The organism is Janibacter sp. CoH_79_TC_3, assembly GCF_058197955.1.
On record NZ_JBXWIV010000012.1, the window covers coordinates 36,779 to 61,103 of the forward strand.

General features: G+C 39.0%; 21 protein-coding genes, 3 pseudogenes and 1 riboswitch. Of the genes and pseudogenes, 9 read left to right on the top strand and 15 right to left on the bottom strand.

What is annotated here, in order from left to right:
• The first annotated feature begins 49 nt into the window (after positions 1-49).
• Positions 50-622 carry an AraC family transcriptional regulator gene (locus AC2FA3_RS10630; protein WP_490509538.1) on the top strand — a complete coding sequence of 191 codons (573 nt, stop codon included), beginning with the start codon at positions 50-52 and terminating at the stop codon, positions 620-622.
• Positions 623-757: 135 nt separating this feature from the next.
• On the opposite strand, the gene AC2FA3_RS10635 is transcribed toward AC2FA3_RS10630, so the two are convergent.
• Entirely contained in the window at positions 758-1,276 is a 519-nt protein-coding gene (locus AC2FA3_RS10635) for a MarR family winged helix-turn-helix transcriptional regulator (RefSeq protein ID WP_490509539.1), read from the bottom strand.
• A gap of 171 nt (positions 1,277-1,447) precedes the next feature.
• On the opposite strand from AC2FA3_RS10635, the gene AC2FA3_RS10640 reads away from it, so the two are divergent.
• From AC2FA3_RS10640 to AC2FA3_RS10650, 3 genes are all read left to right on the top strand, one after another.
• A complete protein-coding gene (locus AC2FA3_RS10640) occupies positions 1,448-2,410 on the top strand; it encodes a DMT family transporter (RefSeq protein WP_490509540.1) in 963 nt (320 codons plus the stop codon).
• 107 nt (positions 2,411-2,517) lie between these two features.
• A complete protein-coding gene (locus tag AC2FA3_RS10645; protein WP_490509541.1) occupies positions 2,518-3,132 on the top strand; it encodes a nitroreductase family protein in 615 nt (204 codons plus the stop codon).
• Between the two features lie 303 nt (positions 3,133-3,435).
• Positions 3,436-4,524, top strand: a complete 1,089-nt coding sequence (locus AC2FA3_RS10650; protein WP_490509542.1) for an MFS transporter — start codon at positions 3,436-3,438, stop codon at positions 4,522-4,524.
• 161 nt (positions 4,525-4,685) lie between these two features.
• On the opposite strand, the gene AC2FA3_RS10655 is transcribed toward AC2FA3_RS10650, so the two are convergent.
• On the bottom strand, positions 4,686-5,414 hold the full coding sequence (locus AC2FA3_RS10655; RefSeq protein WP_490509543.1) for an AAA family ATPase: 729 nt from the start codon (positions 5,412-5,414) through the stop codon (positions 4,686-4,688).
• A gap of 547 nt (positions 5,415-5,961) precedes the next feature.
• On the opposite strand from AC2FA3_RS10655, the gene AC2FA3_RS10660 reads away from it, so the two are divergent.
• From AC2FA3_RS10660 to AC2FA3_RS10675, 4 genes are all read left to right on the top strand, one after another.
• On the top strand, positions 5,962-7,266 hold the full coding sequence (locus tag AC2FA3_RS10660; protein ID WP_490509544.1) for a serpin family protein: 1,305 nt from the start codon (positions 5,962-5,964) through the stop codon (positions 7,264-7,266).
• A 179-nt stretch (positions 7,267-7,445) separates the two neighbouring features.
• Positions 7,446-9,179 carry an ABC transporter ATP-binding protein gene (locus tag AC2FA3_RS10665; RefSeq protein ID WP_490509545.1) on the top strand — a complete coding sequence of 578 codons (1,734 nt, stop codon included), beginning with the start codon at positions 7,446-7,448 and terminating at the stop codon, positions 9,177-9,179.
• 149 nt (positions 9,180-9,328) lie between these two features.
• The gene (locus AC2FA3_RS10670; protein ID WP_490509546.1) at positions 9,329-9,670 is read left to right on the top strand and encodes a hypothetical protein; all 342 of its coding nucleotides are present in this window, start codon (positions 9,329-9,331) and stop codon (positions 9,668-9,670) included.
• A gap of 225 nt (positions 9,671-9,895) precedes the next feature.
• On the top strand, positions 9,896-10,399 hold the full coding sequence (locus tag AC2FA3_RS10675; protein ID WP_490509547.1) for a hypothetical protein: 504 nt from the start codon (positions 9,896-9,898) through the stop codon (positions 10,397-10,399).
• Positions 10,400-10,407: 8 nt separating this feature from the next.
• On the opposite strand, the gene AC2FA3_RS10680 is transcribed toward AC2FA3_RS10675, so the two are convergent.
• The 9 genes and pseudogenes from AC2FA3_RS10680 to AC2FA3_RS10720 all read right to left on the bottom strand — a co-directional run bounded on the left by AC2FA3_RS10680 (position 10,408) and on the right by AC2FA3_RS10720 (position 18,526).
• Positions 10,408-11,247, bottom strand: coding sequence for an SDR family oxidoreductase (locus tag AC2FA3_RS10680; RefSeq protein WP_490509548.1), 840 nt, complete (start codon positions 11,245-11,247; stop codon positions 10,408-10,410).
• 187 nt (positions 11,248-11,434) lie between these two features.
• Positions 11,435-11,707: a hypothetical protein gene (locus AC2FA3_RS10685; RefSeq protein ID WP_490509549.1), complete on the bottom strand. Its 273-nt coding sequence runs from the start codon at positions 11,705-11,707 to the stop codon at positions 11,435-11,437.
• Between the two features lie 113 nt (positions 11,708-11,820).
• Positions 11,821-12,075 carry an excalibur calcium-binding domain-containing protein gene (locus tag AC2FA3_RS10690; protein WP_490509550.1) on the bottom strand — a complete coding sequence of 85 codons (255 nt, stop codon included), beginning with the start codon at positions 12,073-12,075 and terminating at the stop codon, positions 11,821-11,823.
• A gap of 125 nt (positions 12,076-12,200) precedes the next feature.
• Complete coding sequence (locus AC2FA3_RS10695) at positions 12,201-13,784, bottom strand: ABC-F family ATP-binding cassette domain-containing protein (protein ID WP_490509551.1); 1,584 nt, start codon at positions 13,782-13,784, stop codon at positions 12,201-12,203.
• Between the two features lie 919 nt (positions 13,785-14,703).
• The gene (locus tag AC2FA3_RS10700) at positions 14,704-15,666 is read right to left on the bottom strand and encodes a tetratricopeptide repeat protein (protein WP_490509552.1); all 963 of its coding nucleotides are present in this window, start codon (positions 15,664-15,666) and stop codon (positions 14,704-14,706) included.
• Between the two features lie 260 nt (positions 15,667-15,926).
• Positions 15,927-16,457 (bottom strand): hypothetical protein, encoded by a 531-nt coding sequence (locus tag AC2FA3_RS10705; protein WP_490509553.1) that lies wholly within the window; start codon positions 16,455-16,457, stop codon positions 15,927-15,929.
• A 185-nt stretch (positions 16,458-16,642) separates the two neighbouring features.
• Positions 16,643-16,975 (bottom strand): hypothetical protein, encoded by a 333-nt coding sequence (locus AC2FA3_RS10710; RefSeq protein ID WP_490509554.1) that lies wholly within the window; start codon positions 16,973-16,975, stop codon positions 16,643-16,645.
• Positions 16,962-17,150 carry a hypothetical protein gene (locus AC2FA3_RS10715; protein WP_490509555.1) on the bottom strand — a complete coding sequence of 63 codons (189 nt, stop codon included), beginning with the start codon at positions 17,148-17,150 and terminating at the stop codon, positions 16,962-16,964. Before AC2FA3_RS10715 ends, AC2FA3_RS10710 begins: the two co-directional genes overlap by 14 nt.
• A gap of 11 nt (positions 17,151-17,161) precedes the next feature.
• A pseudogene (locus AC2FA3_RS10720) lies at positions 17,162-18,526 on the bottom strand (serpin family protein).
• Between the two features lie 127 nt (positions 18,527-18,653).
• Between AC2FA3_RS10720 and AC2FA3_RS10725 the strand changes: the two are divergent.
• Positions 18,654-18,944, top strand: a complete 291-nt coding sequence (locus tag AC2FA3_RS10725; protein WP_201508701.1) for a hypothetical protein — start codon at positions 18,654-18,656, stop codon at positions 18,942-18,944.
• A gap of 410 nt (positions 18,945-19,354) precedes the next feature.
• On the opposite strand, the pseudogene AC2FA3_RS10730 reads toward AC2FA3_RS10725, so the two are convergent.
• From AC2FA3_RS10730 to AC2FA3_RS10745, 4 genes and pseudogenes are all read right to left on the bottom strand, one after another.
• A pseudogene (locus AC2FA3_RS10730) lies at positions 19,355-20,104 on the bottom strand (IS3 family transposase); the annotation flags it as partial.
• Positions 20,105-20,274: 170 nt separating this feature from the next.
• Positions 20,275-20,867 (bottom strand): annotated as a pseudogene (locus AC2FA3_RS10735) (transposase); the annotation flags it as partial.
• A 128-nt stretch (positions 20,868-20,995) separates the two neighbouring features.
• Positions 20,996-21,925 (bottom strand): DMT family transporter, encoded by a 930-nt coding sequence (locus tag AC2FA3_RS10740; protein ID WP_193032322.1) that lies wholly within the window; start codon positions 21,923-21,925, stop codon positions 20,996-20,998.
• A gap of 114 nt (positions 21,926-22,039) precedes the next feature.
• A riboswitch (FMN riboswitch) is annotated at positions 22,040-22,204 on the bottom strand.
• Positions 22,205-22,760: 556 nt separating this feature from the next.
• On the bottom strand, positions 22,761-23,855 hold the full coding sequence (locus AC2FA3_RS10745) for an RNA-guided endonuclease InsQ/TnpB family protein (protein ID WP_490509556.1): 1,095 nt from the start codon (positions 23,853-23,855) through the stop codon (positions 22,761-22,763).
• Positions 23,856-24,325 lie beyond the last annotated feature (470 nt).

A 24,325-nucleotide genomic window follows, 5' to 3' on the forward strand; every position in this document is an offset into this window, starting at 1 on the left:
ACCCCCTAATGACGCCGTTTGGCTGGCGGCTCAAGAAGAGCATACCGTTATGATGCGGAGTCATACCAAGGTGCGTAGTTTATTTATTAAGACTGATGCCATCTGCACGAGCTTACCCAATACTAGTTATGTAATTAACGTCCCTCCGTTACTCAAAGAGCTAATATTAGCAGCCACTTTACTCCCTGTTAATTATCAAGCAAATACTTACGCCAATTTATTGGTGAATTTATTGTTAGAAGAACTAAAACGCCATACTACTTTAAACTTACTTCTTCCTTGGCCTAAGGATGCCCGTTATCACAACATCTGTGAATATCTAATACACTATCCCACCGACTCTCGATCTATACCTCGATGGGCAAGTGAGCTCCATATCTCAGCTAAAACCTTTGAACGTCAATTTTTAAAGTTAACAAGTATCCCCTTTGGGAAATGGCGACAACAAGCGCGACTGCTCTATTCATTAGAAGCCCTTAGTGAAGGGCTACCTATCATCCATATCGCTTTTCAGTTTGGCTATAATAGCCACAGTGCCTACAGCGCAGCCTTTAAGAATTTTTTTGGTCAACGTCCTTCTGATTTCATGGCAGGATTTGGATCTTCGGCTGTATTCTACTGACTTCGATATTTTTATTAAGTTATAGAGTTACGGTATACTTGTGCATTAAGTAAGCTTTTCAAGAGTAGGTTCGGTTGTTTTCAATTATTGTCGCTATATGTATTATTTATCTCTACATAAAGCTATATTTTTTATCTAAACAATAGGAAGTTGATTCTCAATTTTCTTTAATAATAAATTGAGAATAAGTAGCTCTTCCTCACTCATATCACTCATCAAGTCATTCTCCAATTGCACGTGTGATGCGACGGCTCTATCAATCAATTCAAGACCTTTGGGGGTTAGTTTGACTAATAAGCTTCGTTTGTCCTCTGGGTTATCAATGCGCTCAATAAGTTCCTTCTTTTCTAAATGCTGTAAGCGATTGGTCATCGTACCAGAACTCACCATCATGCTATCAAATAAAACGGTTGGGCTCATTAAATATGGAGTGCCTGTGCGTCGTAATGTCGCCAACACATCAAATTCCCAATGCGATATTTGATAATTTATCTTATAGTTAGCAGATAGCTTTCGCATTAATATTACTTCTAACCGCTTTATACGCCCTATAGTCTCCATTGCTAACAAACTATCAGTAGCAAATCCTTGGTTTTGCCACTGGCTAATAATCTTCTGTACTGCATCTTCTTGTGTACACCCTTCAGTTTGCATTGATTTACTCCTCGTTATGATCAAAATATTTATGATTTTGGAGATATTAAAGCTTCTATTCCTACTGAGAAACTGCTTATAAGCAGTAATAATAGCAATATTTTTATCTTGACATCAAGATATTAAATGATATTCTGATATCAAGGTCATTTTCGACCGCTAGGATATTATATGACTAAATTTACAGAGCGAAATGGCTCTCCTTGTAAAAGTGTATGGCTAGTTCCTTTAATTTGTCTTCTGGTTGGAGGCGCGTTACTTGGTATCTCTACCAATGTGGCAAAATATGCGGGGGAAATCGGTTTATCTCCGCTTGCTTTTTTATTTTGGTCAATTGCTGGTGCTGCTACAATCTTGTTAGTTATTGCGTTACTACGCCATGAACTTCCACCCCTCAATAAACGCAGCTTTGAATATTATTTTATCTCTGCTTTGGTCAGCGTTGCAGGCTCTAACTTACTTTTCTTCTCCGCTATTCCCCATGTCGGTGCCGGTTTTGTAGCCCTAATTATCTCCTTACCACCACTTCTCACCTATCTTGGGGCACTAGCGTTAGGGATGGAGCGATTTCAGACAGTTCGAGCTCTTGGGGTTGCAGCTGCACTTGCCGGTGCAGGTATACTAGCTGCCCGTAAATTTTCTGCACCAGATGCCAGTGTGTTTTGGATTTTGATAGCACTCTGTGGCCCTGTTTTGCTCGCTATTGGTAATCTCTATCGTACATTGCGTTGGCCGAAAGGAGCGTCTCCCAATGCGCTTGCTCCAGGCATGCTTATTGCGGCTGTCGTCTTACTTGGCGCAACAAGCCTCCTACCGGACTTCTCACTTACTGTTCCACTGGGAGGTTTCCTGCCACTTGGTTTAATTACCTTACAGGCCTTCATATTCGCCGGTCAGTTTCAATTATTGTTTCTACTTCAAAAAACGGGTGGCCCGGTTTTACTAAGCTTACTAGGATCTGTTGGAGCAATTGTAGGTGTGCCTGTCGCTGTTTTTTTACAAGGTGAATCTCCACCGGACGGACTCATTCTAGGCGCATCTTTGATTGCACTCGGTGTGGCACTTGTCACATGGGGTGGCATGAAAATGATGGCACGATCGGAACAAAGACTTAAAGTGCCTGATAAGACCTGAATTTAAGAAGTTTGATTTCCTTTGTAAGTTTATTCAATAAGCCTGACAAACATTAATCACACGATATAAATAACATTCTATTTAAAAATATTTAAAAGGATAAAAATATGCCGCAATCCAATTCAGCCAACCTACAACAAGCCTTCACTAAACGTCGGTCCATTTATGCTTTAGGTGGCAACTTACCAGTAAAACCACAAGAAATTATTGATATTGCTGAGCGCACAATACTAAATACCCCTTCAGCCTTCAACTCACAGACGACACGTCTGGTAGTGTTGTTTGGTAAGCAGCATAAGCAGCTATGGGATATCACTGAAACCCATTTACGTAAGGCGGTTGGTAGTAACGACTTTTCAGGTAGTAAACAAAAAATGGATGGTTTTCGTGCGGCTGTGGGTACAGTTATGTTTTACGAAGATCAGGAAATCATACAATCGCTGCAAGATAAGTTTGAATTATATGCTGATAGATTTCCTATTTGGGCACAGCAAACCTCAGCAATGCATCAATATGCTGTGTGGCTAGAATTAAGTGCTTTAAATATTGGTTCAAATCTTCAGCATTATAATCCACTAATCAATAATGATATTGCATCAGCTTTTTCAATTCCTAAGCAGTGGGAACTGGTTGCTCAAATGCCATTTGGTAACATCGTTGAGCCAGCTGGCGAAAAAAACTATCAGTCAGCCAGTGAACGTATCAAAGTGTTTGGACTGTAGTAACAATGCCTTGATGCTAATGTCAGTATGCCCGGACATCCTAAAGTCAGATTTTCTCGGATATATACAGTAGGCAGAGCCATTAAACTTTGCGATTTTTTAGATCTAAAATGCTAGCGTATATTTGATTATTGCTTGGTACTACTGCAAAAGATAACCAATTGAAATCGTGATAATGCATCGACTCATAACTAAAAAAGATACATAAACAAGAGTGCGAGGTAGAAAATGAGTAAGTTTAGTTATAACCAATGGATACTAGCCACCATAACAATAATCGTAGGTCTTAATCTTAGGCCTATTATGGCCTCGATATCTCCAATCGTACCCGTGTTAGCAAACGATATAGGAATAAATAATCAAACTGCTGGATTATTGACTACTTTACCAGTTGCAATGATGGGCTGCTTTGCACTTTTAGGTCCCAGAATTCAATCTAGAGTAAGCGAGTATATAGGTATATTAGTTGGATTATTGGCGATAGCACTTTCTTGTGGCTACCGATTTTTTGCTGACTCTACATTACTTCTACTGATGACGTCTCTCATTGGAGGCATTGGTATAGCAATCATCCAAACTCTGATGCCCGCCTATTTAAAAAGAATTACGCCAGACAATGCTAGCGTTTTTATGGGGTTGTTTACAACAGGCATTATGGCTGGGGCTGCGATTTCAGCTGCTACAACCTCTCCTTTAGAAGGAGCATTTGGATGGAATATCGCTTTATCGATTATGGCTATCCCTGCCATATTGGCAATTATAATGTTTTCCTCTGGTATGCCACATATCAAGAGCAGTAGAAACGGCTATTTACCTCTACCTATAAAATCTAAAAATGCATGGCTGTTAATGCTTTTCTTTGGTATAGGAACAGGCGCATACACATTGGTTCTAGCTTGGTTGCCATTAAACTACACCCAGCTTGGGTGGAGTAGAGATGCTTCTGGTGCTTTACTAAGTATTTTAACGGTGGCAGAAGTAGTTTCTGGCATCTTAATTTCTATATTTATCAAAAAATTCAACGATCGCCGAAAGCCATTATTTGTCACTCTATCGCTCATATTAGTTGGTTTAATATTGCTTATCTATATTCCCTCAAAGCTTGCATTTTTAACCGTTATAATTTTAGGGTTAGGGATTGGTGCGTTATTTCCTTTATCTTTAATCATAGCGCTTGATTACGCCTCTAACGCCAAGCAAGCCGTGACTTTATTAGCTTTTGTGCAAGGTGGCGGATACTTAATTGCTTCAGCATTCCCATTCATGGCAGGTATTTTGATTGATGCTTCAAGTGATTTAACGGGAGCGTGGATTGGAATGATTATTGGGGTTTTACTGTTATTCACTATTTGTAATAAATTCTCTCCACGAGATTTTGTGGTTCGTTATTAATATGCTCGAATGAGAATATTTATTAAACTTTATATACCAACAGTTCCTGACTAACGTACTGGTTTGTATTATTCGTATCTAGTCCGCTAGACTGATTAAAAACAAGGGTTAGTACTCCGTTCGCATTCTCTAATTATTAAGTGGTGAGTTTAAATCGATAATTACGTGTTTATTATATTTTTCATGAATTCGCCCTTACTTTCTAATATTTCTTTATATAAGTAGTAGATATTAGTATTTATAAAATCCACGTACCTATAATTATTTTCTGTTATTTGAATAAGGTCAATATCAGGCATCAGCATAATAACTGGAGAATGAGTAGCAATGATAAACTGCGCCCCTTCCTTTGCCAACTGTATAATTCGTTCTACAAAATCAATCTGACTTGCAATTGATAATGATGCTTCAGGCTCATCGAGTATGTAAAGCCCTCCCCCTCTAAAACGATTGAAGAATAACGCTCTCATGGACTCTCCATGTGAGATTGTATGTAAGTCTCTACCTCCATAGTAGCTATTTATCTTAGGGTCAAAACTTAATTCTGAGTCAAGACTTCTCATTTCAGTGAGAAGATTATAATAAGTTTCAGATCTGTAGAAGAAAATATCTTCTATTTTTTTACCGCTTTTTGAGATTCTCAGATGCTTAGTATAATCCAGATGTGTATTCTCAGTTTCATAATGAAAATTTATAGAACCGCCTTCGGCAGGGCAACCTAATTTGACTGCTAGAGCCTCTAAAATAGTCGATTTGCCAGCGCCGTTTTCGCCAGTAATGACGGTGATGTTCTTTGTGAAACATAATGGATATAGGTGCATAAACGGAAAATCATGAGGGATAGTATTTAATAAATCTATTCTTTTCAACATAGGTGTATTTCTATACATAAAGCTAATCCTTATAGTCAGTCCACAATTAAATTAGTGCAACCCATATCGTGGAACAGTTTATTTAAATTATTCTCCATCCACCTTTGGTGCAGAAACTTCGCTTGTCAGTCTCCCCAGTATTATCGGAGCAAGAAATGCATTATTTTATTAATGTTTATTTAGGTTATGAAAAAATTTCGTATTCTTTATACGTACATACTTATCCTCAAATGCACTTGTCCGAAGCTCGATAAAGCTTAGTAACCTTTAATCATTGTCTAAAATGAGCTAGCTATTAAAGACTGATTATTAAACTTTGTGTAGCTAAGACTACCTGACGATTGCATTAAATCATAATTATTCCCCTATCCACATACTTGTAAGTCTTCCTAATACCTTAGGTTGATTCATATATTACCTCAGAATTTATTAGCATATGTTTACTAAATCAGCCTAAACCCTTGTATATAATCAGGACATCATCCGAATTATAAAGAGGTACAGCGCCGTGAAAAACTGTAACCAATACCAATACATTTATAAAAAGCCAATAATGAAGCTCAGCATGGGTATGCTTGCTTTAGGCAGTTTACTGGCAATCGCTGGTTGTAATAATAGCTTGGTTGACAATCAACTGATAAAAGCGGCAGCTGAAAAACCTGTAGTTAGCAAGACTGAGAACCCTTCAACCCCAAAGACTGATAAGAACTATATCGCTGCTGACGACTCTGCTTCAACGCCTGAAGGTATCAAGCAAGTCGTTAATGCCAACAATCAATTCGCTATTGATCTGTATCAGCAGATAAATAAGCAACCTGCACAATCAGATAAAAACATCTTCTTCTCGCCCTATAGCTTGTCCACTGCCATGGCTATGCTCTATGCCGCAGCAGAGGGTGAAACAAAGCAGCAAATCCAAAAGACCTTTCATTATCCAACGCCAGCTATCCTTAATCCCAATAGTGCCGCGCTCTACAATCAATTTAATAAACCCAATTCAAATTATGACTTAAGCACGGTTAATGACTTATGGATGCGTCAAGGCTTGAGCCCCAATCAAACTTATTTGGATACGGTGCAGCGCTATTACGGTGGTAAAGTCACCACTCTTGATTTTAAAAACAGTCCTGAACCTTCCCGTCAGACCATCAATAAGACCATTGCCAAACATACCAAGCAGATGATTCCTGAGCTGCTCGCAAAAGATAGTATTAAAGCAGATACAGCTGCTGTATTAACCAATGCCGTTTATTTTAAGAGCGAATGGGCACAACCTCTAGGCCTACGAGGTAGCACTCAACCTTTTTATAACCTCAATGGCACAACCACTGATACGAATTTTATGTATAGCATAGAAAGCTTTGATTACATGGAAGATGAGCGAGTACAAGTGGTAGAACTGCCTTACAAAGGCGATGAACTATCGATGCTAGTTGTCTTACCAAAGTCAAAAGAAGCAGCTGCCATGCAAAAGCTGATTGCAAACTTGAGTACCGCTCAGATTAATAAATGGACTGAGCGATTAGAGAGCAAAGAGATTTTTTTGAATATGCCCAAGTTCAAGTTAGAACAGAGCTATAAGATGGAATCGATTTTGACTGAGATGGGCATGCCCATAGCTTTTAGTAATAAAGCTGATTTTAGCTTGTTTAATGACAAGTTACCTTTAGCAGTAGATTCAGTTATTCATAAAGCGGTGGTTGAGGTTGATGAAAAAGGTACTGTTGCGGCAGCTGCTACAAGTATAGTGCCAGTAGTCGTCTCAGCTTCATACAGCGCTGAATTTCATGCCAATCACCCCTTCGTATTTATGATTAAAGACAACAAAACCAATGCCATATTGTTCTTAGGACAAGTGAATAAGCTATAGTTAGCACATACCTGCGGTTAACTAATCAGACGCTTTCACCTGTATGGTTCCCTAATGAGGACTTGAATCTTAAGCTATGTACATAGGTGGTAGTGCCAATATATTTGTGAATGTAACTTCAATTACATTTTAAAAAATAAGTCTTTAGTATGACTACTAAAATTTAAAGAATGCAAATTATGAGCAGAAAAATAATATTATTTTTTAGATCTATTAAGGAAGTTTTTTCTGCATGTGCTAAGTATCATATAGCAATGGCTATATGTTTGCTTGTCGTAGGGATAATGCCTGCGCTTAATGTATATACGACTGGTGAGCTTGTCTCTCTTTTTGAGAATCCAAATGCTAAAAGCTCAATTATTTTTGTGATAGTAATTTGGGGCGTAAGCATGCTTACACCGACCTTACTTGATCCTCTAATAAGTTATCTCCAGTCACATATAAATCAGCTAGTGACAAACAGGGTTATAACCCAGATCATGAAAAAAAACGCATCGTTTAATGGTCTACACGCTTATGATGATGTTGAGATTCAAGACGATATAGCAGTTCTAAAAAACCAATCTAGATTTAGACCAACTAATTTCTCGGTGATCTTAGTCACAATAATTAGAGAGTCTGTTACTATCACAGCCCTATCCTTTCTGTTATTTTCTATCAAATGGTGGATTCCCTTCGCAGTTTTACTCTCTTCTGTTCCTTTATCTTACATTAACTTTAAAGTGGCTTCGTTCAGTTGGCAAGCCTTAATGGAAACAGGCAAGCAAAGCCGTTTTATGGATTACTTTTCTTCTTTAACCTTTTCAAGAGAAGCTCAAAAAGATATTCATCTGTTCGAAGCCTATGAATTGATAACGGATAAGTATAATAATGCCTTTCAAAACGTTTATAACGAGCTAAAGAAAGCACAATTTAGTATTTTCACAAAACCCATACCCTTCCAATTCATAACGATTATAGTCATTAGTGTGGTTCTATTCTCATTGTATGAACAGAATAAAGCCTCTGCTATTACAGTTTCATCGATTGTTATACTTTTACAGTCAATATTTATGTTAAACAATCGTATGGAGGTACTGATACAGCATGGATCTATACTGTATGAAATACTCGATTACTTTAAAAAGTACTTTTCCTTTCTAGATTATTCACATGACATAAAAGATGGCAGCTTAGTGATACAGCGAATAGAAAGCATTCAATTCATTAATGTGAGTTTCAAATATCCTGATACTGAAAAATACATCCTCAAGAACATAAATTTCTCTGCTAAGATCGGTGAATCAATCGCTATTGTGGGTCATAATGGAGCAGGAAAATCAACACTCGTTCATTTAATCTGTCGGTTTTGGGATGTTACTGAAGGTCAAATCTTAATAAACGGTCATGACATACGTTTATACAAAGTATTGGAGTTAAGAAAACGCATTGGGGCAGTATTCCAAGATTCTTATAAGTTTAATTTGACCATCAATGAGAATATCACACTCAATAATAACTCGGCACCTGACCCTAATACAGTAAGAGACGAGCTGGGATTACCTACTAACTGTTCTTTAGATACATTCATAGGTAAATCATATGGAGGTATTGAGTTTTCAGGTGGTCAATGGCAAAAACTCGCTATCTTACGTTGCTTAAATTCTAACAGCTCAATGATTATTTTAGATGAACCCACATCAGCCATAGACCCCAAATCGGAAGTAAAGCTCTATGCTGACTTTAAGGAACTATCGAATGGGAAGCTAAGTTTTATGATTACCCATCGATTAGGCTCTATTAATGGCGTTGATAGAGTTTTAGTGATAGACAAAGGGGTTTTGGTTCAAGATGATTCTCCTGAAAACTTAAAGACTATAGATGGTGTTTTTAAGGAGTTATGGAACATACAATCTAGTATGTATGTTAAGTGAATTTGCCTCCCGAATTGTATAACTAGCTATGTTTGGTGCGCTATACAGGCATCGAACTATGGCTTATTTGAATATGAAAAAGCCTATAGAATGATTATCTAAACAATATTAAAGACATGGAACAAATATGAATATTATAGGATGTGATCATGCTTAAAGTACGCGCTTTTATGAATATTAACGATCTAATTCTTACCATAAGTCTCAGTGCGGTAATCGTTGGCTGTGCGAGTAACCCAACATCGCAATCGGAGTTTAAAAAAAATAGCATCAATGCTATTAGTAAAAATACTTTAAGCAGTGCAGGAGAACCTATTAATACCGATACTAGTCAAACAGGAGTAGTATGGCAGCTTATGCCTGAAGCTCCAGGAGGTCTAATAGCACAGGGCAATGGCTTGTTTGTATCTCTCGTAAAACCTACGACTTCTCCCAAAGTAGTTGCTGAAGTTGGCTATCAACCCTATATTTCAACTAATGGTCGTGACTAGACACTTACTCCTTCATGGATACCTGCGTCAGGAAGAAGCTTAATCTTTGCTAATGGCTGGTTTTATGGTGCGGGTGAAGGCGTACCACAAAATAATAGGCTGGGTGTCGTTGTCCGTAGTAAAGATGGCGTAAATTGGGAGAAGGTTTATTCGCAAGGTAGTAACCCTTTTACCACTATTCGTTATTTAAATGGCGGGTTTGTCGCTACTGGTCAATTCGGAGTAGTGGCTACCAGTCATGATGGTAAGCGCTGGCGACAGCAGCGAATAAAAAATGTACCTGCTTTTTATGATGCTGACTATTTTGAGGGTGAGTATTTACTAACGGGTGACGCTATGGCTCTTTATTCATCTGATAACCTAGCCAGTTGGCGAAACCTATCAACTGAAAATCTATTAGGTGCTGGTCCACGTAATCTACAACACAATTCAGACACCCTATTATTACAAACTGACGATTATCTTTATATCTATCGTGATAAAAGTTGGTTATTTAAAAAGCTGTCAAAGGATGACAATAGATTCGATTATTACATCAGTAAATTATTACCCTCATCAGAGGATTTCGTTGTTACCAATAAAAATAAGCAGGTACTTCGATCACAGGACGGGATAAATTGGACAGTATTGAGTCAGCTACAAACTGCCGATCCTGATACTACCTGTGAGGCACGTTGTATTGTTTATGATTATCAAATTGTGAAATTACCGAAAAGCTCAATACAGTAGCCTATACTTTAATTACTAGGTGAAGCGGTACTTCCTGCCAAAATACCACCGTCAATAGTTAATTCAGTTCCAGTCACATATCTAGATTCGTCACTTGCTAAATAAAGTGCAGCGTAAGCGACATCCATAACATCTCCCATATAGCCTAACGGGATATCCTTAGCAATTGCTTTAATAGCTTTATCACGCTCGTCACCTTCACCTAACATGTTATCCCACATAGGCGTATAAATAGCCGCTGGATGAACAGAATTACAGCGAATATTATATTCATTTTGGGCACAATATAACGCAACTGACTTGCTGTGATTTCTTACTCCAGCCTTACTTGACGCATAGGCTGCTGCTAAAGGGATACCGACCATACCTGAACGCGAAGATACATTTACGATACTTGATGTGCTTTTTTTATCCGCCGAACGGTTTTTCATTAAAGCTATAGCCGTCTTACAACCTAAAGCTACTCCGTCAAGGTTAACTTGATGTACCTTGTGCCAACTTGCCATATCTAAATTTTCAGGGTCATGAGCCCCCGTCGTTTCGATAAACCCTGTGATACCTGCATTATTGACTAAAATATCTAAACCTTGATAATTTTTCTCAATATATTGCTTAGCGTGTTGCCAATCGTTTTCATTTGCAACATCGAGATGAATATATTCTGCTGGTTTCATACCTGTCAACTTTTGAAACTTGCTATTAATATCATGACAAGCTTGTTTGCCTTTTTCATCATTGATATCACTTAATATGACTATTGCACCTTCTTTGATATATAGCTCTGCGATTGCCTTACCAATCCCTTGAGCCGAGCCTGTAACTAATGCAATTTTATTAAACAACCTCATAAATTTGTCCTTATAATTTTTTTAATTATTATGCAAACTAGGTGTTTGTTAGTTGAATATATTTTATTGAACCTATCGTAATAGGTCGTTTTGAACTATCCTGAATATATCGCGACGTAATTTACTTAGGCAAGCAATCGTTTAACATACGTCCGTTGTTGGAATCAGAGTGGTTTTTTAGTATCAATCAAGGGTTCTTAAGATAGTCTTTGTACTCATCACAAACCTTCAATCCAATTTGTACGGCATCGCTTAAATCAGCATTTTCTTTGATACTGTAAAGCACATTAGCGCTCATATTGGCTTGATTCAGAGCATCTACCGATGATTTATTGAGTGGCGTACCGATATAGGATTCATCGGTGTATCCTTCAGCCTCAAAATATACCTCACGACCAAAGCCAGGGTTAGATACGCATGAAATCTCTCCTTTATACACTGTAAATGGGTAGGGAGTCATATAATTTTCGCTCCATATATGCTCATTTACAATCATATAGCCTGCACCGTAAAGATTATCCTCTGCAGTGTCTAATCTACAGCCCACAACAAGAATAGATGCTACTACGATGATTAACCCCTAGGGCATATTGATTCGCATGGTACACCATCCTTATCACGATCTAATCTTTTGTTACCGCATTTAAGCGCTTGCTTAGCTCGTTCACAGCTACTCATTTGCGTACAAACGCGAGGTAAGCCTTTGCACTGCGTACCACCTGATCCTTTGGCAAACAATGGATGCTCTACTTCAACATCGCTATAAAATCGATTATCAGCAACTGTGACCGTAGCATTGGATGCCAAAGCAAAGAGTGATAGAGCCATACTCAGAAAAACCTTTTTAATAAAACTAGCCTTTGTTAAATAATATAGAAATAATGTTTACTATAATTCATATTCACTTAAAAAAGTAATCAATGTTCGACCTAGCTTCGATAAGGCATACCTTCTTAAACTGTATTCTCTAATCTTATGTAATCCATATTACCAATAGCTTCTATAAATTTTTCGTCGTGAGAAACTAAAATGAGAGCACCTGTGTAATCGTTTAATGCTTGCTGGAGCAAATTTTTTGATTCTATGTCTAAGTGATTGTCTGGCTCATCTAATAGTAATAATGCTGGCGCAGTAGCACCGCAAAATAAGCACGCCAAAGCGACTTTGAGTTGCTCACCACCGCTTAGAGTATGAACTGGTTTTATTGCAGCGTTACCTTTGATTCTAAGCTGTGCTAATCGGGTTCGATACAAGTCTTCTGTCCAGCCAGATGATTGCTGACGAAAATTATCTAGTGCTGATAACTCCTTATCAATAAAAGAGAAATGCTGATCCATTAAACGATAGGAATCAGTCACTGCTATTTCACCTTGCTTTGCCTTAAGCTGACCTGATATTACTTTTAATAGTGTAGATTTTCCGCTGCCGTTTTTACCAGTGATAGCAATACGCTCACCTTTATTCACAATTAGGCTAATAGGCGTTGTCGCACCAAACGGTAGAATGATGTTAGATAAATGCAAAAGAGGATTGCTAGCAGCTTCAGGTGGCGCGGTGACAATTGCTAGCGGTTCTATGATCTCTAGCTGAGCTTTAGCACTGGCTGCTTGATCAGATGCATTTTTTGTTCGATCATCATGAAGCTTAGCTTTGCGTGATTGTGTAGCTTCAGATCGTCCTAATTCACGGTCTAAAATAATTTTGCTTTGATTGCTATCTTTGCGCTGATTTTTGCCACGACTTTGACGCTGTTCTGTCTTTTCTTGAGCAATTTGCTGATCACGTTTAGCTTGCTGTAATTCTTTCTTTGTTTGAGCTGCCTCTCTTTGAGCGCCCAAAAGCAATTGCTCCTGACTTTGTAACCAATCATGCCAACCACCATGACTAACTGATAACCCTGTAGAAGTTAGCTCATAAACAATCTGTACTTGCTCTAGCAAGATAGTGTCATGCGTTACTAGTAAAACCCCACCGCTAAAATTTTTTAGCCACTGCGCAAGCCACGTACGCCCATCACGATCTAAATGATTGCTTGGCTCATCAAGTATTAGAAAGTCACAACCTTGTTTTTTAAGTGCCAATAGCTTTAGACGTGTTTGTTCGCCACCGCTTAGCGTCTTAAACGGACGATCAAGTATATCTAGTGTTAGCTCCCCTTCTGCTAAAAACGCTTCTGTTTCAACCTCCCAATTCCATTTATCATCCATAAAGCTAAAGTCTTCTGGTGTGCCTTTACCATCTAGGACTCGGTTGCTGATTTGCTGTATCTGACTTGTACCTAAAATATCACCTGCTGTTCCTGTTAATACTGTCTCACCTTGAGCCACATAACCTATATTGCAAAAGCGATGTACGCTTCCTTCACTAGGTTTTAATTTATCCGCTAGTATTGCTGCTAAATAGGATTTTCCTACTCCATTTCTGCCAATAAGTGCTTGTAATTCATCAGTCAAGAATAGATCAATTCCTGAAAACAATGGCAAAGGCGAATCAGGGAAATTTAAGCTTAACTGTTTTGCTTCGATCAAATTTTGCATTTTTACTCTATTTTTTAGAATTATAGGATTTGTGACTGACAATATACCTATCATAATCAACGCCTAACATGCTTTTTAACAATTAACTACTGTCCAAGCGCACCACATTAGCGTTAAATCCTAACAGCTGAGCACTACAAGCTATTGATGGGATACAGTGATCTGACAAACAAATAAGCCTCGCTTAACAGACGTTATGATAAATCAAAAGTAACTTGAAATACTCGCGAAAACCCAGCTGCATGTACACTACGAAGCACACTGACATTATTTCAATACGCTAATCTATTAGCCCATGTAGCACAGAGGCTAATATTCAAGTCTTCACCAGCGAACCAAACACTGGTCGATAATACCTGTGGCTGTCTTGTTTAGTTATAAAGATGGCGGCAACTGTACATAACAAAATACATGTTAACCAACGACGGCTATAGATTGGCTATGCAGCTCTTTGAAATCGCGCATAGCACATGACTTCTTAAGTGTGCCAAGTAAATACTATAAAACTCTTTAAGGTCTAAACATCAGAGGATTTTCAAAATGAAGAAAGATATCCTATCTATTTTCACTATAATTTGTACAGTAGTACTTCTCTATATGCTATTCATTCAAAAGAACCCCTCTGATAGAGATTATATTATTTCATCAGTACTTGCAGTTGTTATAGCCGTTTTAACATTTTTAAGTACCAGAAAGCATACTGTTAAAAAGAGAGATGATAGTTAAAAAATCATCTTCTCATTCTTATTAGTTTTTTGATTAAAAGAAGCACTCGATCTATCGATTAAATGCGTTTTAGTCCTTTTCTTTTTTAGCCTGACTCTAATTAAGTAATTCCAGTACCTACAAGCTATTGGGTTTGGTTAGTGTAAATCTGAATATAGACCGTACACTATGAATTAAACAGGCTTCTAAATACCTAGTCTGTTATATTTGAGTTGTTACAACCTAATTGATATCCATTGTTACAAGCCTTAGAGAAGTACTTTTTCGCTATAACTGTATTTCGACGTACGCCTATGCCATTAAGATACATCATACCAAGGTTATATTGAGATCTAGCATCTCCTTGATTGGCGGCTTTTAGATACCACTTAGCGGCTTTAGCATAATCCTGAGGTGCACCTTCGCCATAGCTATAAATTGTTCCAAGTTGGTATTGGGCAGGAACATATCCTTGGTTAGCGGATTTTGTATACCACCCGATAGCTTTGGGGTAATCCTGACGTACACCTTTACCCTTGTAGTAAGCGTTACCAATGTTGAATTGAGCCTCAGTATTGCCTTGGTTAGCTAATTTCTGCCACTCCTCAACGACTTTGGCATCATTTTGAAGCACACGCTCGCTCTTTCGATGTGGTACGCCATTGATGAATTTCATGGGACCAATCCCTTGGTCAACAGTTTTTGTAAGCCACTCGATATGTTTATCGTAATCCTTATCTGTACCTTTGCCATCGTAATTGTAGTAAGTTTTACTAAGTTCGAGTTGAGCTTTAGCGTAGCCTTGGTTAGCAGATTTTGTGAACCATTCAATAGCTTTAGAGCGATCCTGAGCTACCCCTTCGCCATCGTCGTACATTATTGCAAGGTTATATTGAGCAAGATCATATCCTTGGTTGGCAGATTTTGTATACCACTCAACGGCCTTAGCGTTATCCTCGCGTATACCTTCGCCATCGTCGTACATTACTGCAAGGCTATATTGCGCCTCAGCATCGCCTTGATTGGCTTGTACTGTCAGGTCTTCAAATTCTTTTTCAACAGCTGATTTTACGGCTGAAACTACTTTTTGAGGACTACTTATTTGAGTATCAATGACTTTATGACATCCAGTAAGCATCAAGCCAGTCAGTAAAAATGTTGCTAGTCTTTTTTTCATAGCTGCTTGTCCCGTTCATTAATCAAGGTAACACTATAATTTATCATTTACATGCCTATCGTGATGATCTTAAATACATTAGTAGATAGTATTGTTAGGCATACCCTAAAAATGACAACAGCATTACCTTTTTATTCTGCATAGCCTATATCCTCAGTAGCATAGCCATCGTAAAATTTTATACGTACTGGTGATTTCATGACTTCTTCACCGATTTTTTTAAGTTGTTCTGGTGTGAACCCTGCTTTTTTTGAATCAGCTTAATGAACGTCTATGACAAATAATCCTTCATCTTCCTTGTAACCCATACCTACTAGCATCGGAATACGTTTACGTAATTCTTCAGATCGCGCTTCATAGTTATCTATTTGCTCTTGAGTGAGCGATTTGGATTTAGAATTATCGATAAATTTAACTTTAATAGCGGTTGGGCTTTCAATGAGAGATACAGCATTATCGATATCCATTTGAGTGATAGCAAAGCCTTCTGCCCTCATTTCTTTATCCGCTGCTGACAATATAATAGGTTTGTTCTCTAATTTGTCAGCATTACGGTATATGGTGCGATCAGGTGGCGCACAATCACCAAATAGGCTTACGATGAGCGCAAACTCTGGCTCATTAGTGAATCCAGCATCGTCCAACCTATCAGAAAATTCTTTTTTGATAGCATCAATCTCCTCTTGGGCATCATTCATGACAAGCATACGGCGCATTGCTTCAACATGGCTAACCTCATATGCTCGTGCATAATGCTTTGCATCTATGGCTAATGCTTGAGCTTTACTCATAGGGATAATTTGGGTCTCTTTAGTGTCCTGAGTAACGGTAGAAACAGCAATAACTTCTATCGTTTTATCCTCCTTAGGAATTTTAGAGACAATATCAATACTGCTGTCTTATGTCGATGTGCAACCACTAAGCAAGCTACTAGTAATAAGTAGAGTAGCTAGTGCTTTATACATTTTATGCTTTGTCATAGTAGGTCTGCTCGAGGTATGTTAATACCATTCATTAACCAAATTTTTTCAGCTTTACAAGTCGCTAAAGGTGGGTTTTTCCAATCACTATCAAATGAAGCCATATTTTTATAGTCAGCTTGTGAGCCACCTACTAAAGCAGTATCACCAATTTCAAAAATAAATTCATTGATATCGGATATCGTAAAAGGGTCTTGAGTCCAGGTAATATGTGGGCTACTTACAACGAGTAAGAGGTCATCCATATATAAACAGCCATTCTTTATATTCAATACCCCATGAGCCGCAGCGGCATCACCCATATCCGAATCAACATCAAAGGCAGTCACATTGCTGCTTGCGCGTGGGTGCTTCGTCTTCAGTAGGTTTGTTAGCAGCACTCTCATCTACCACTTTAATAGTTTGGGCATTATTATTACTATTTGTCTTTTCAACAACAGGATCGCAGGCTGTAACGGATATCAAAAATATCGGCACCATATACCATTTAAATTTTGGTTTCATTATTCGCTCTCTTAAGGCTTATTCACCTGACCTAAAAACAATATCGCATCCGTTTTATTGTCTTTAATCATAAACATAAACGGGTGATCGGCTTTAAACGTGACTGGTGGATACATAGAACCAGATATGTCTACTGAAACAGCGCCTGTCGATGCTGCCGCCTCTGTTCCTATTTCATTAACGTCGATCACTGCTTAATGATGAATATCGTCAATGGCGATGGGCGTGCTATCTGTAAATACGTTAAATTTAGCTTGATTCCCAAATGCGCTTGGCATACCCATATCCGTCAGCACTGCCTTAATCGGGTAGCCCGCATCTATCTTAAACTTTGGTAGATTGAGTTTGATATCGTGCTGCTTTAGACGTTTGGTCCAATCACTAATTTGTGTCGTCGACAAATTCTTGATAAGCATCTGCATGGCTGACGGCTCTTTAGACTTTGGTAAAACCACTAGCATCGATAATTCATTACCTTTATAAGGCAGCTCAACGACTTGTACTTGCTCATCTTCGCTATACCTAAATTCAGTATTCTGGAACATTATATCTACATCACTGGTTGTGCCATCGAAATAATGAAAAGGCATATCACCACTGACCGTGAAACGACTGCTCCAATCCGCTTTAAAATAAACCGCATTGGTCAATATTGCTGAGGTAGTTGGCTGAACACTCTCTTTTGAGAGCAGTTCAGGAATCATCTGATTGGTATGTTTGGCTGTCTTGTCATTAATCATTTGACGAGCGGCTGCGGTGTTGTTTTTAAAATCAAGCGTGTTGATCTGTCCACCATAGTAGCGTTTTACCGTATCGACATAGGCTTGGTTGGGAGTACGACCCTGTTGCAGCCATAAGTCATTAATGGTGTTCAATTTATAGTTTGGGCTGGGTTTGTTAAATTGATTATAGAGGGCGGCACTGTTTGGATTCAGGATGGGTAAAGACGGATAGTAGAAGGTTTTTTGAATTTGCGCTTTGGTGTCGCCCTCCGCTGCGGCATACAGCATGGCTACGGCACTGGTTAGACTATAAGGTGAGAAGAATACGTTAGCATCCACTTGCTTTGATTGACCATTTAGCTGTTGATACATGGCCACTGCGAATTGGTTGTTGGCATTGACAACGGCGGTTATACCCTCAGGTGTTGAGGCAGAGTCGTCTGCAGTATTAGGGTGATCTTTACTATCAGCTTTAGAGTCCGATTGCTTTTTAGTCTTGTCTGGCAAGGAAGGTATATTGGTCACTGTTCGGGCAGCTTTGGTGTTTACAAGGCTATTATTACAGCCAGTAATGGCCAACAATAAGCCACTAAGGGCAAGACTACTGATGATATACTTGTTCGTCATAATCTTGATTGAATTGTTGTTATTCATGGTATTTTATACTTTTGATATTTGAAAAATGCTTTGATTATATACAGGGAGGTAAACTTTTTTAGTAAACATATGCTAAAAAATTTTGAGATAATAGATGAATCAGCAATAAGCGTATGAGGCGTTGATGAAAAAAATTGTGTTGAAATGGCTGGTTATACTAGCGGTAATGGTTTCCGCAGTTTGGATATTTTTAGATATCGTAAGCGTGAAAGAGACCAAGTCATTTAGTAGCAGTGACGGTGATATTCTCAATAGCCATGCGGCCGATAAAATTTCCAGCTTTCTCACGATCTTTAGTAACCAAGGGAATGAAAAGGAAATATTCTATGAAAAACTTGATAAGCTGGGAAACGTTAATCATGAATTAGACGAAAATGTAGAAGCAGTAGAAGATAAGACCTCTGAAGACAAGTAAGGCTTTGGGAAGTAGTGTTTATTTGTGACGGTGTAAACGTACTTAATTAACTCACTCTATATTTTAATATTAACTCTGGTGACAGTAGAATGCTTAAATGGATTGTGCTTTATATTTTTCTTTGCTTACTCTTCAGATGGCTTATCCTTTCTGATATTACAAAGAGATTTGGCTCTTGGGGCTGGACTTCAGATCAAAACAAACTCTACCTGTCAATTATGTGGCTGTTCTCAACCTGTGTATTTCTGTACGGCATATTCAACAGTAGTTTCCGCAATGCTTTCTTACTAGAGTATTTGTTCTAAACGCGCTCATCTTTTTATAGTTAGAAAACCAGAATTAACCCTTCAAATCTGAGCAGGTCATGAAACTGAACCGCCCCGACTTTATCGGAGGCTGATTAACTTGAGTTAGGCAGTTTCACCTAACAGATTAAGATTATTATAATACCGCTTTTCAAATTCAAAAGGTGACACATAACCAATCGTGCTATGTAGTCGTGTTTTGTTGAACCAGTCTACCCATTCAAGGGTTGCCAGTTCAACATCGTTCACACCAGTCCAGTTCTGCTTTAAATAATGAATCACCTCAGACTTATAAAGCCCATTGACCGTTTCAGCCAATGCGTTGTCATAAGAATCGCCTGTTGTGCCGACCTAGGCAATAACACCAGAATTAGCCATTTTATCAGTATAACGAATGGATAAATATTGAACCCCTCTATCGCTATGATGAATCACATCTTTAGGCTTATCTCTATCTGCTATCGCTTGATTTAACGCTGCCATCACCATATCGGTGTTCATACGATTAGAGACTTTCCAGCCCACAATAGCGCAAGCAAACACATCAATAATAAAAGCGGTATATACCCAGTCGCTCGTTGTCTTAATATAATGAAGCGCCCCGACTATATCGGAGGTTGATTTACTTGAGTCAGGCAGCTTCACCTAACAGATTAAGATTATTATAATACCGCTTTTCAAATTCAAAAGATGACACATAACCAATCGTGCTATGCAGTCGTGTTTTATTGAACCAATCTACCCAATTAATCGCTCAACAGTACATCGAGCAACCTCTAAACCGTTCGCTTTCATCTGTTACCAAACCTTACGCACACCATAACGGCATTTACTGTCCAGCCAGATTTTAGCGAGTAATAAAGTATCACCCCAAGTCCCTTCTAAGTTGTTGGTTTTAATATATAAGAAAACTTTAGAATAAATAAAGATTCATACTGAGAGCATTCTTTTTAAGCTCGGGATAAATAAAAGACATATAAATCAATTATTTAAGATTCTAGTATGATGCTTTATTACTCGCGTACACTAACCCACGACTCGTTAGAACGACTGGTATCAAATTTTTGATCGAGCAGGTTTGGATAGATAAGCTTGTTATGATTGGAGTTAGTAGTGATTTTAAAACGTTTATGGCGACGACATTTGATTCCGTATTCTTCTTTGATTCGTCTGACCATGTACTGACTGATATAATGGCCTTGCTCTGCAAGATGAGCATGCAATCGCTCACAGCCATAGCACTATTTAGTTTCATCATGAGCCACGCGAACTAGCAACTCACACTGATTGCGATGAATCTGCTGATTACTGATACCACGATTTATCCAGTTGTCATGGCTTGACATCTAATACGTGACCCATACAGATGATGCTAAATATTTTTTGGTTGTCCTTGATAAAGACGTACTCCGTCAACTAGTATAGCCATAAGCTCAGGATCATATTCTTTAGTACAGATCAGCTTGCCTTCATTCGCTTTCTTGTGCCAGTTAGATAAGGTTTGCATGGCTATGCCTAGCTGCTTTGCCGTCGCTGAAACATTGCCATTATTATCTACTATCTTCTTAACGGCTTCAGCTTTGAATTCTGTACTATAGTTTCTGATTTTCTTGGTCATGATAAACTCCTCATTGAGTCGTTAGTTTACCAAGTTTATCTCTACGGTTTCTTCAGCATAGCTCAACAGCACAAAAAATTCAGTCAACCTAGTTTTTTGTGCTGTACATGGCTCGTATATCACGGTTTTTACTGCAGCACAGGGCTTAGGTTATTCCTTTTCAGTTGTTTCATGCGCAGGCCGATGTTACCAAGTATCAGCATCAGGCCACCAATGATGTGGTAGCCCGTCAGCCCCATGTCGAGGAAGACCCAGTTGATCACGGCTGCGAAGACAGGGAAAGACAATTCGGCCAAGGTAGCTAGTTGCGCGGGAATGGTTTTCAAGCCTTGGTAGTAAAACCACATGCCAATAAAGCCACTTAGCAAGGCCATGACAACGACAAAGCTCAGATCCACCGGTGTCATCAGAGATAACCCATTCGACTGCACCAAGGCCATGAGCAGAAGTACTAACAGCCCAGCAACAAATCGACCCGACATAATGGCATTTGCTGGTATGTTTTGATGGGACAAATACTTACCACACACAGTGGCAGCGCCCCATGCAACTACCGCGATCAGCGTGTAACCGTAGCCTTTGAGCAGACTTATCGTATCACTCGAATAGTGCCATTGAGCATTACTCAACGCACGTAAATCTGGCCACATCATCACAAAGCTGCCCAGTAAAATCACTGCCGCCCATTGCAAAAATCGCCCTTCAATATGCTCTTTCAGTAACCAATAGGCCAACAAAATGGCAACGATAGGCTGAAGTTTTTGCAGCAAGATCACTACAGTAGGATTCAAGTAATGGAAAGCTTCGGTAAACGCTAAGGTGCCTATGGCCGAGCCAATGCCGCCGATAAAAAACAAGTTTAAAAATCCGCTGATAGACATATGACGATAAACATGGCGATAACGCCATAACATAGGACTGACGAATAATACCAGTGTAAGGTGTTCGATAAGAACGATTTGCAAGGTTGAATAACCAGCGCCTAACAACGGATACCGGATTAAGGTATCCAATGCCCACGTAAAGCACGCGATCATGATAAAGAATGTTCCTGCCATCTTGATTTCCTCCAATCAATAAGATGCACAGGGGTGATGAGGACAAATAGTACCAATCTCTGCGCTTAAAAAAGCACAGATGAAGCCCCTATTACTAGGCGCATCAAAATCTTGGTCGATCCTTCTATCATCCGGACTGTAACCGTCGGCTCTGGCATCTCACCAAATCTGCTGACCCTTGTTCACGAGGAATAAGGCGCTCGCGGGCTGTTTAATTGGATGATGTCATCCAAGAAAAATACCGCCGGTGGGGAATTTCGCCCCGCCCCGAAGTTCGATTAATGTAAATTTACGCGTCTAATTCTAAACCCATCCGCTTCCTTAGGCAATAATTAATAGACCTTTTAAACCTATTAAGGGCGCAAAAATTTGACTGCCTACCATGCTCTTATGCTAACGATAAAAGCTCTAGGGACGGTTTGTTTACTCTAGTTAACCTATCATATGGCTAAGAGTGGCTTTACAGCGGTAGTCTAGGAAGCGTTAAAACACGAATAATCTGGTGGTACTGTTGTTAAACAACGCTTTGGTGAACTGCCTTTTAGTTTTTGGCAATCTGTCCTGTTTTAATGGCTAAACCCTAAGGCATGGACGATAACGGTAGCCGCACCGAGTTTGGCAATATTTCATGCGGGTAAGCCTTTGTCGGATAATTACTCGCTGATAGTACTATGCGCTATCGTCAACTTCGTATCAATTCGCTTCTAGGAAGCAGGTAGACATTGGTTGCAAAAATTGGTGCATATGCCGAGAGTCATGTGTCTCATTTATTCAGTGAATGTGATTATGACGCTGTATTGCGCAGTAACACTTTGGTTTTGACCTCCTCCCCTCCCTAAAGTGAGGGGATTCCTACTGCTAGACGCTCAATCCCGAGCGCAAGAATATTCTTTGCCGCATTAATATCGCGGTCGTGAGTGACACCGCACTCGCAAAGCCATTCTCTGATTCCAAGACCTGCTCTACCTTTCGGACTGTTTTGGCGTGAGCCACAACACGAACAAGTTTGGGTGGTGTAACTTTCATTTACCTCATCATAGTAGCAACCTGCATGCTTGCATTTATAGGTCAGTTGCCGCTTAACTTCAAACCAACCAGCATCATAGACGGACTTGGCTAGCTTGGTTGAGGTAAATGATTTTGATTGAAGTTTGCCAATGATGATTATTTTATTAGTCTTGGCAAGGTTGGTGGTGAATTTATGGATCAAGTCTTGGCGTGTATTTTTAATCTTGGCATGAATCGCCTTAACTCTTTTTTTGTTTTTAGCTCTTTGAGCAATCCCTAGTTTTGGCGCGTATTTATGGGTCAATTTGGTGGCTAAGACCTCGCCATTACTTGTCGTTGCTGAGTCCTTGCAGCCCAAATCAATACCAGTTTCGCCTGTACCGCACGCAGTTTTTGGGTATTCTTTAACGGTGACGCACGCATACCAAAAACCTCGACTGTCTTGCACAAGCTCACAGGTATTAATGGTGTAGAGTGCTAAATTGTAGCTATCCCAAACATCGATGGTCAGCTTTTTGCCTTTAGCAAGGCTAAATTGAATGGTGGATTTGAGGCTTTTCTTTCCTGCCTTTTTGACGCCTAAATATTTTATCGCGGTATTTTTAAATGGAATCCAGCCCAAACTTTTGCGCTTGGCTTTTGGGTTATTGGTACGCCAGCTTAGTTTGGCTTTCTTGAATTGTTTGCGAGATTTGGCATGGGTCTCGGTGATTGCTTGCAGGGTTTGACTGTGCAAATTCAAGAACTCACCACTGCCTTTTACATAAGTAGCAATATCATAAGCTGAAAAGAAATGACCAGTGCGTTGAAGATGCTTAAAACTCAAGTCATTCACATAGTTCCACACAAAATTAACCGCACTAGCCAATTTATTTAGCTGGTTTGCGTGTTTGTCTTTGATGCGACACTTGAGGGTTTTCATAGAGTGATTATGGCCTCAATGAGTTTGGTTGACAAGGCTGTGTTAAGACTGAGCGACACTAGCTGACGCCTGATATCTACGCCCTAGAAGTGACGTGGTTTTACGGCGCTTTTTGATAAATAAAAATTTCCCATAATTAAAATTCAATCCTCAATTAAAACAATTAAAAACCGATAATGACTAAATCTCTTGCAAAAATACCGTTTTATTGACTCCCAACAACGGAACTTAAACGTATAGCAACGACTGATGCAAGAGGTCTATTACCATAATTTATTGATTATTAAATGTGTAAAAGACATAAGCCGATAAGCTTATGTCTTGTTTGTGGCTGTCCTAGATAACTAGTTCAAACCCTGTTTAACCCATTGTTTATTAGCATCCAAAAAATTAGGAACCAACTTCAAAGACATTTTCAACGATGCCAACAATTTATTCATGACTTGATTGAACATGTCTCAATACTACGA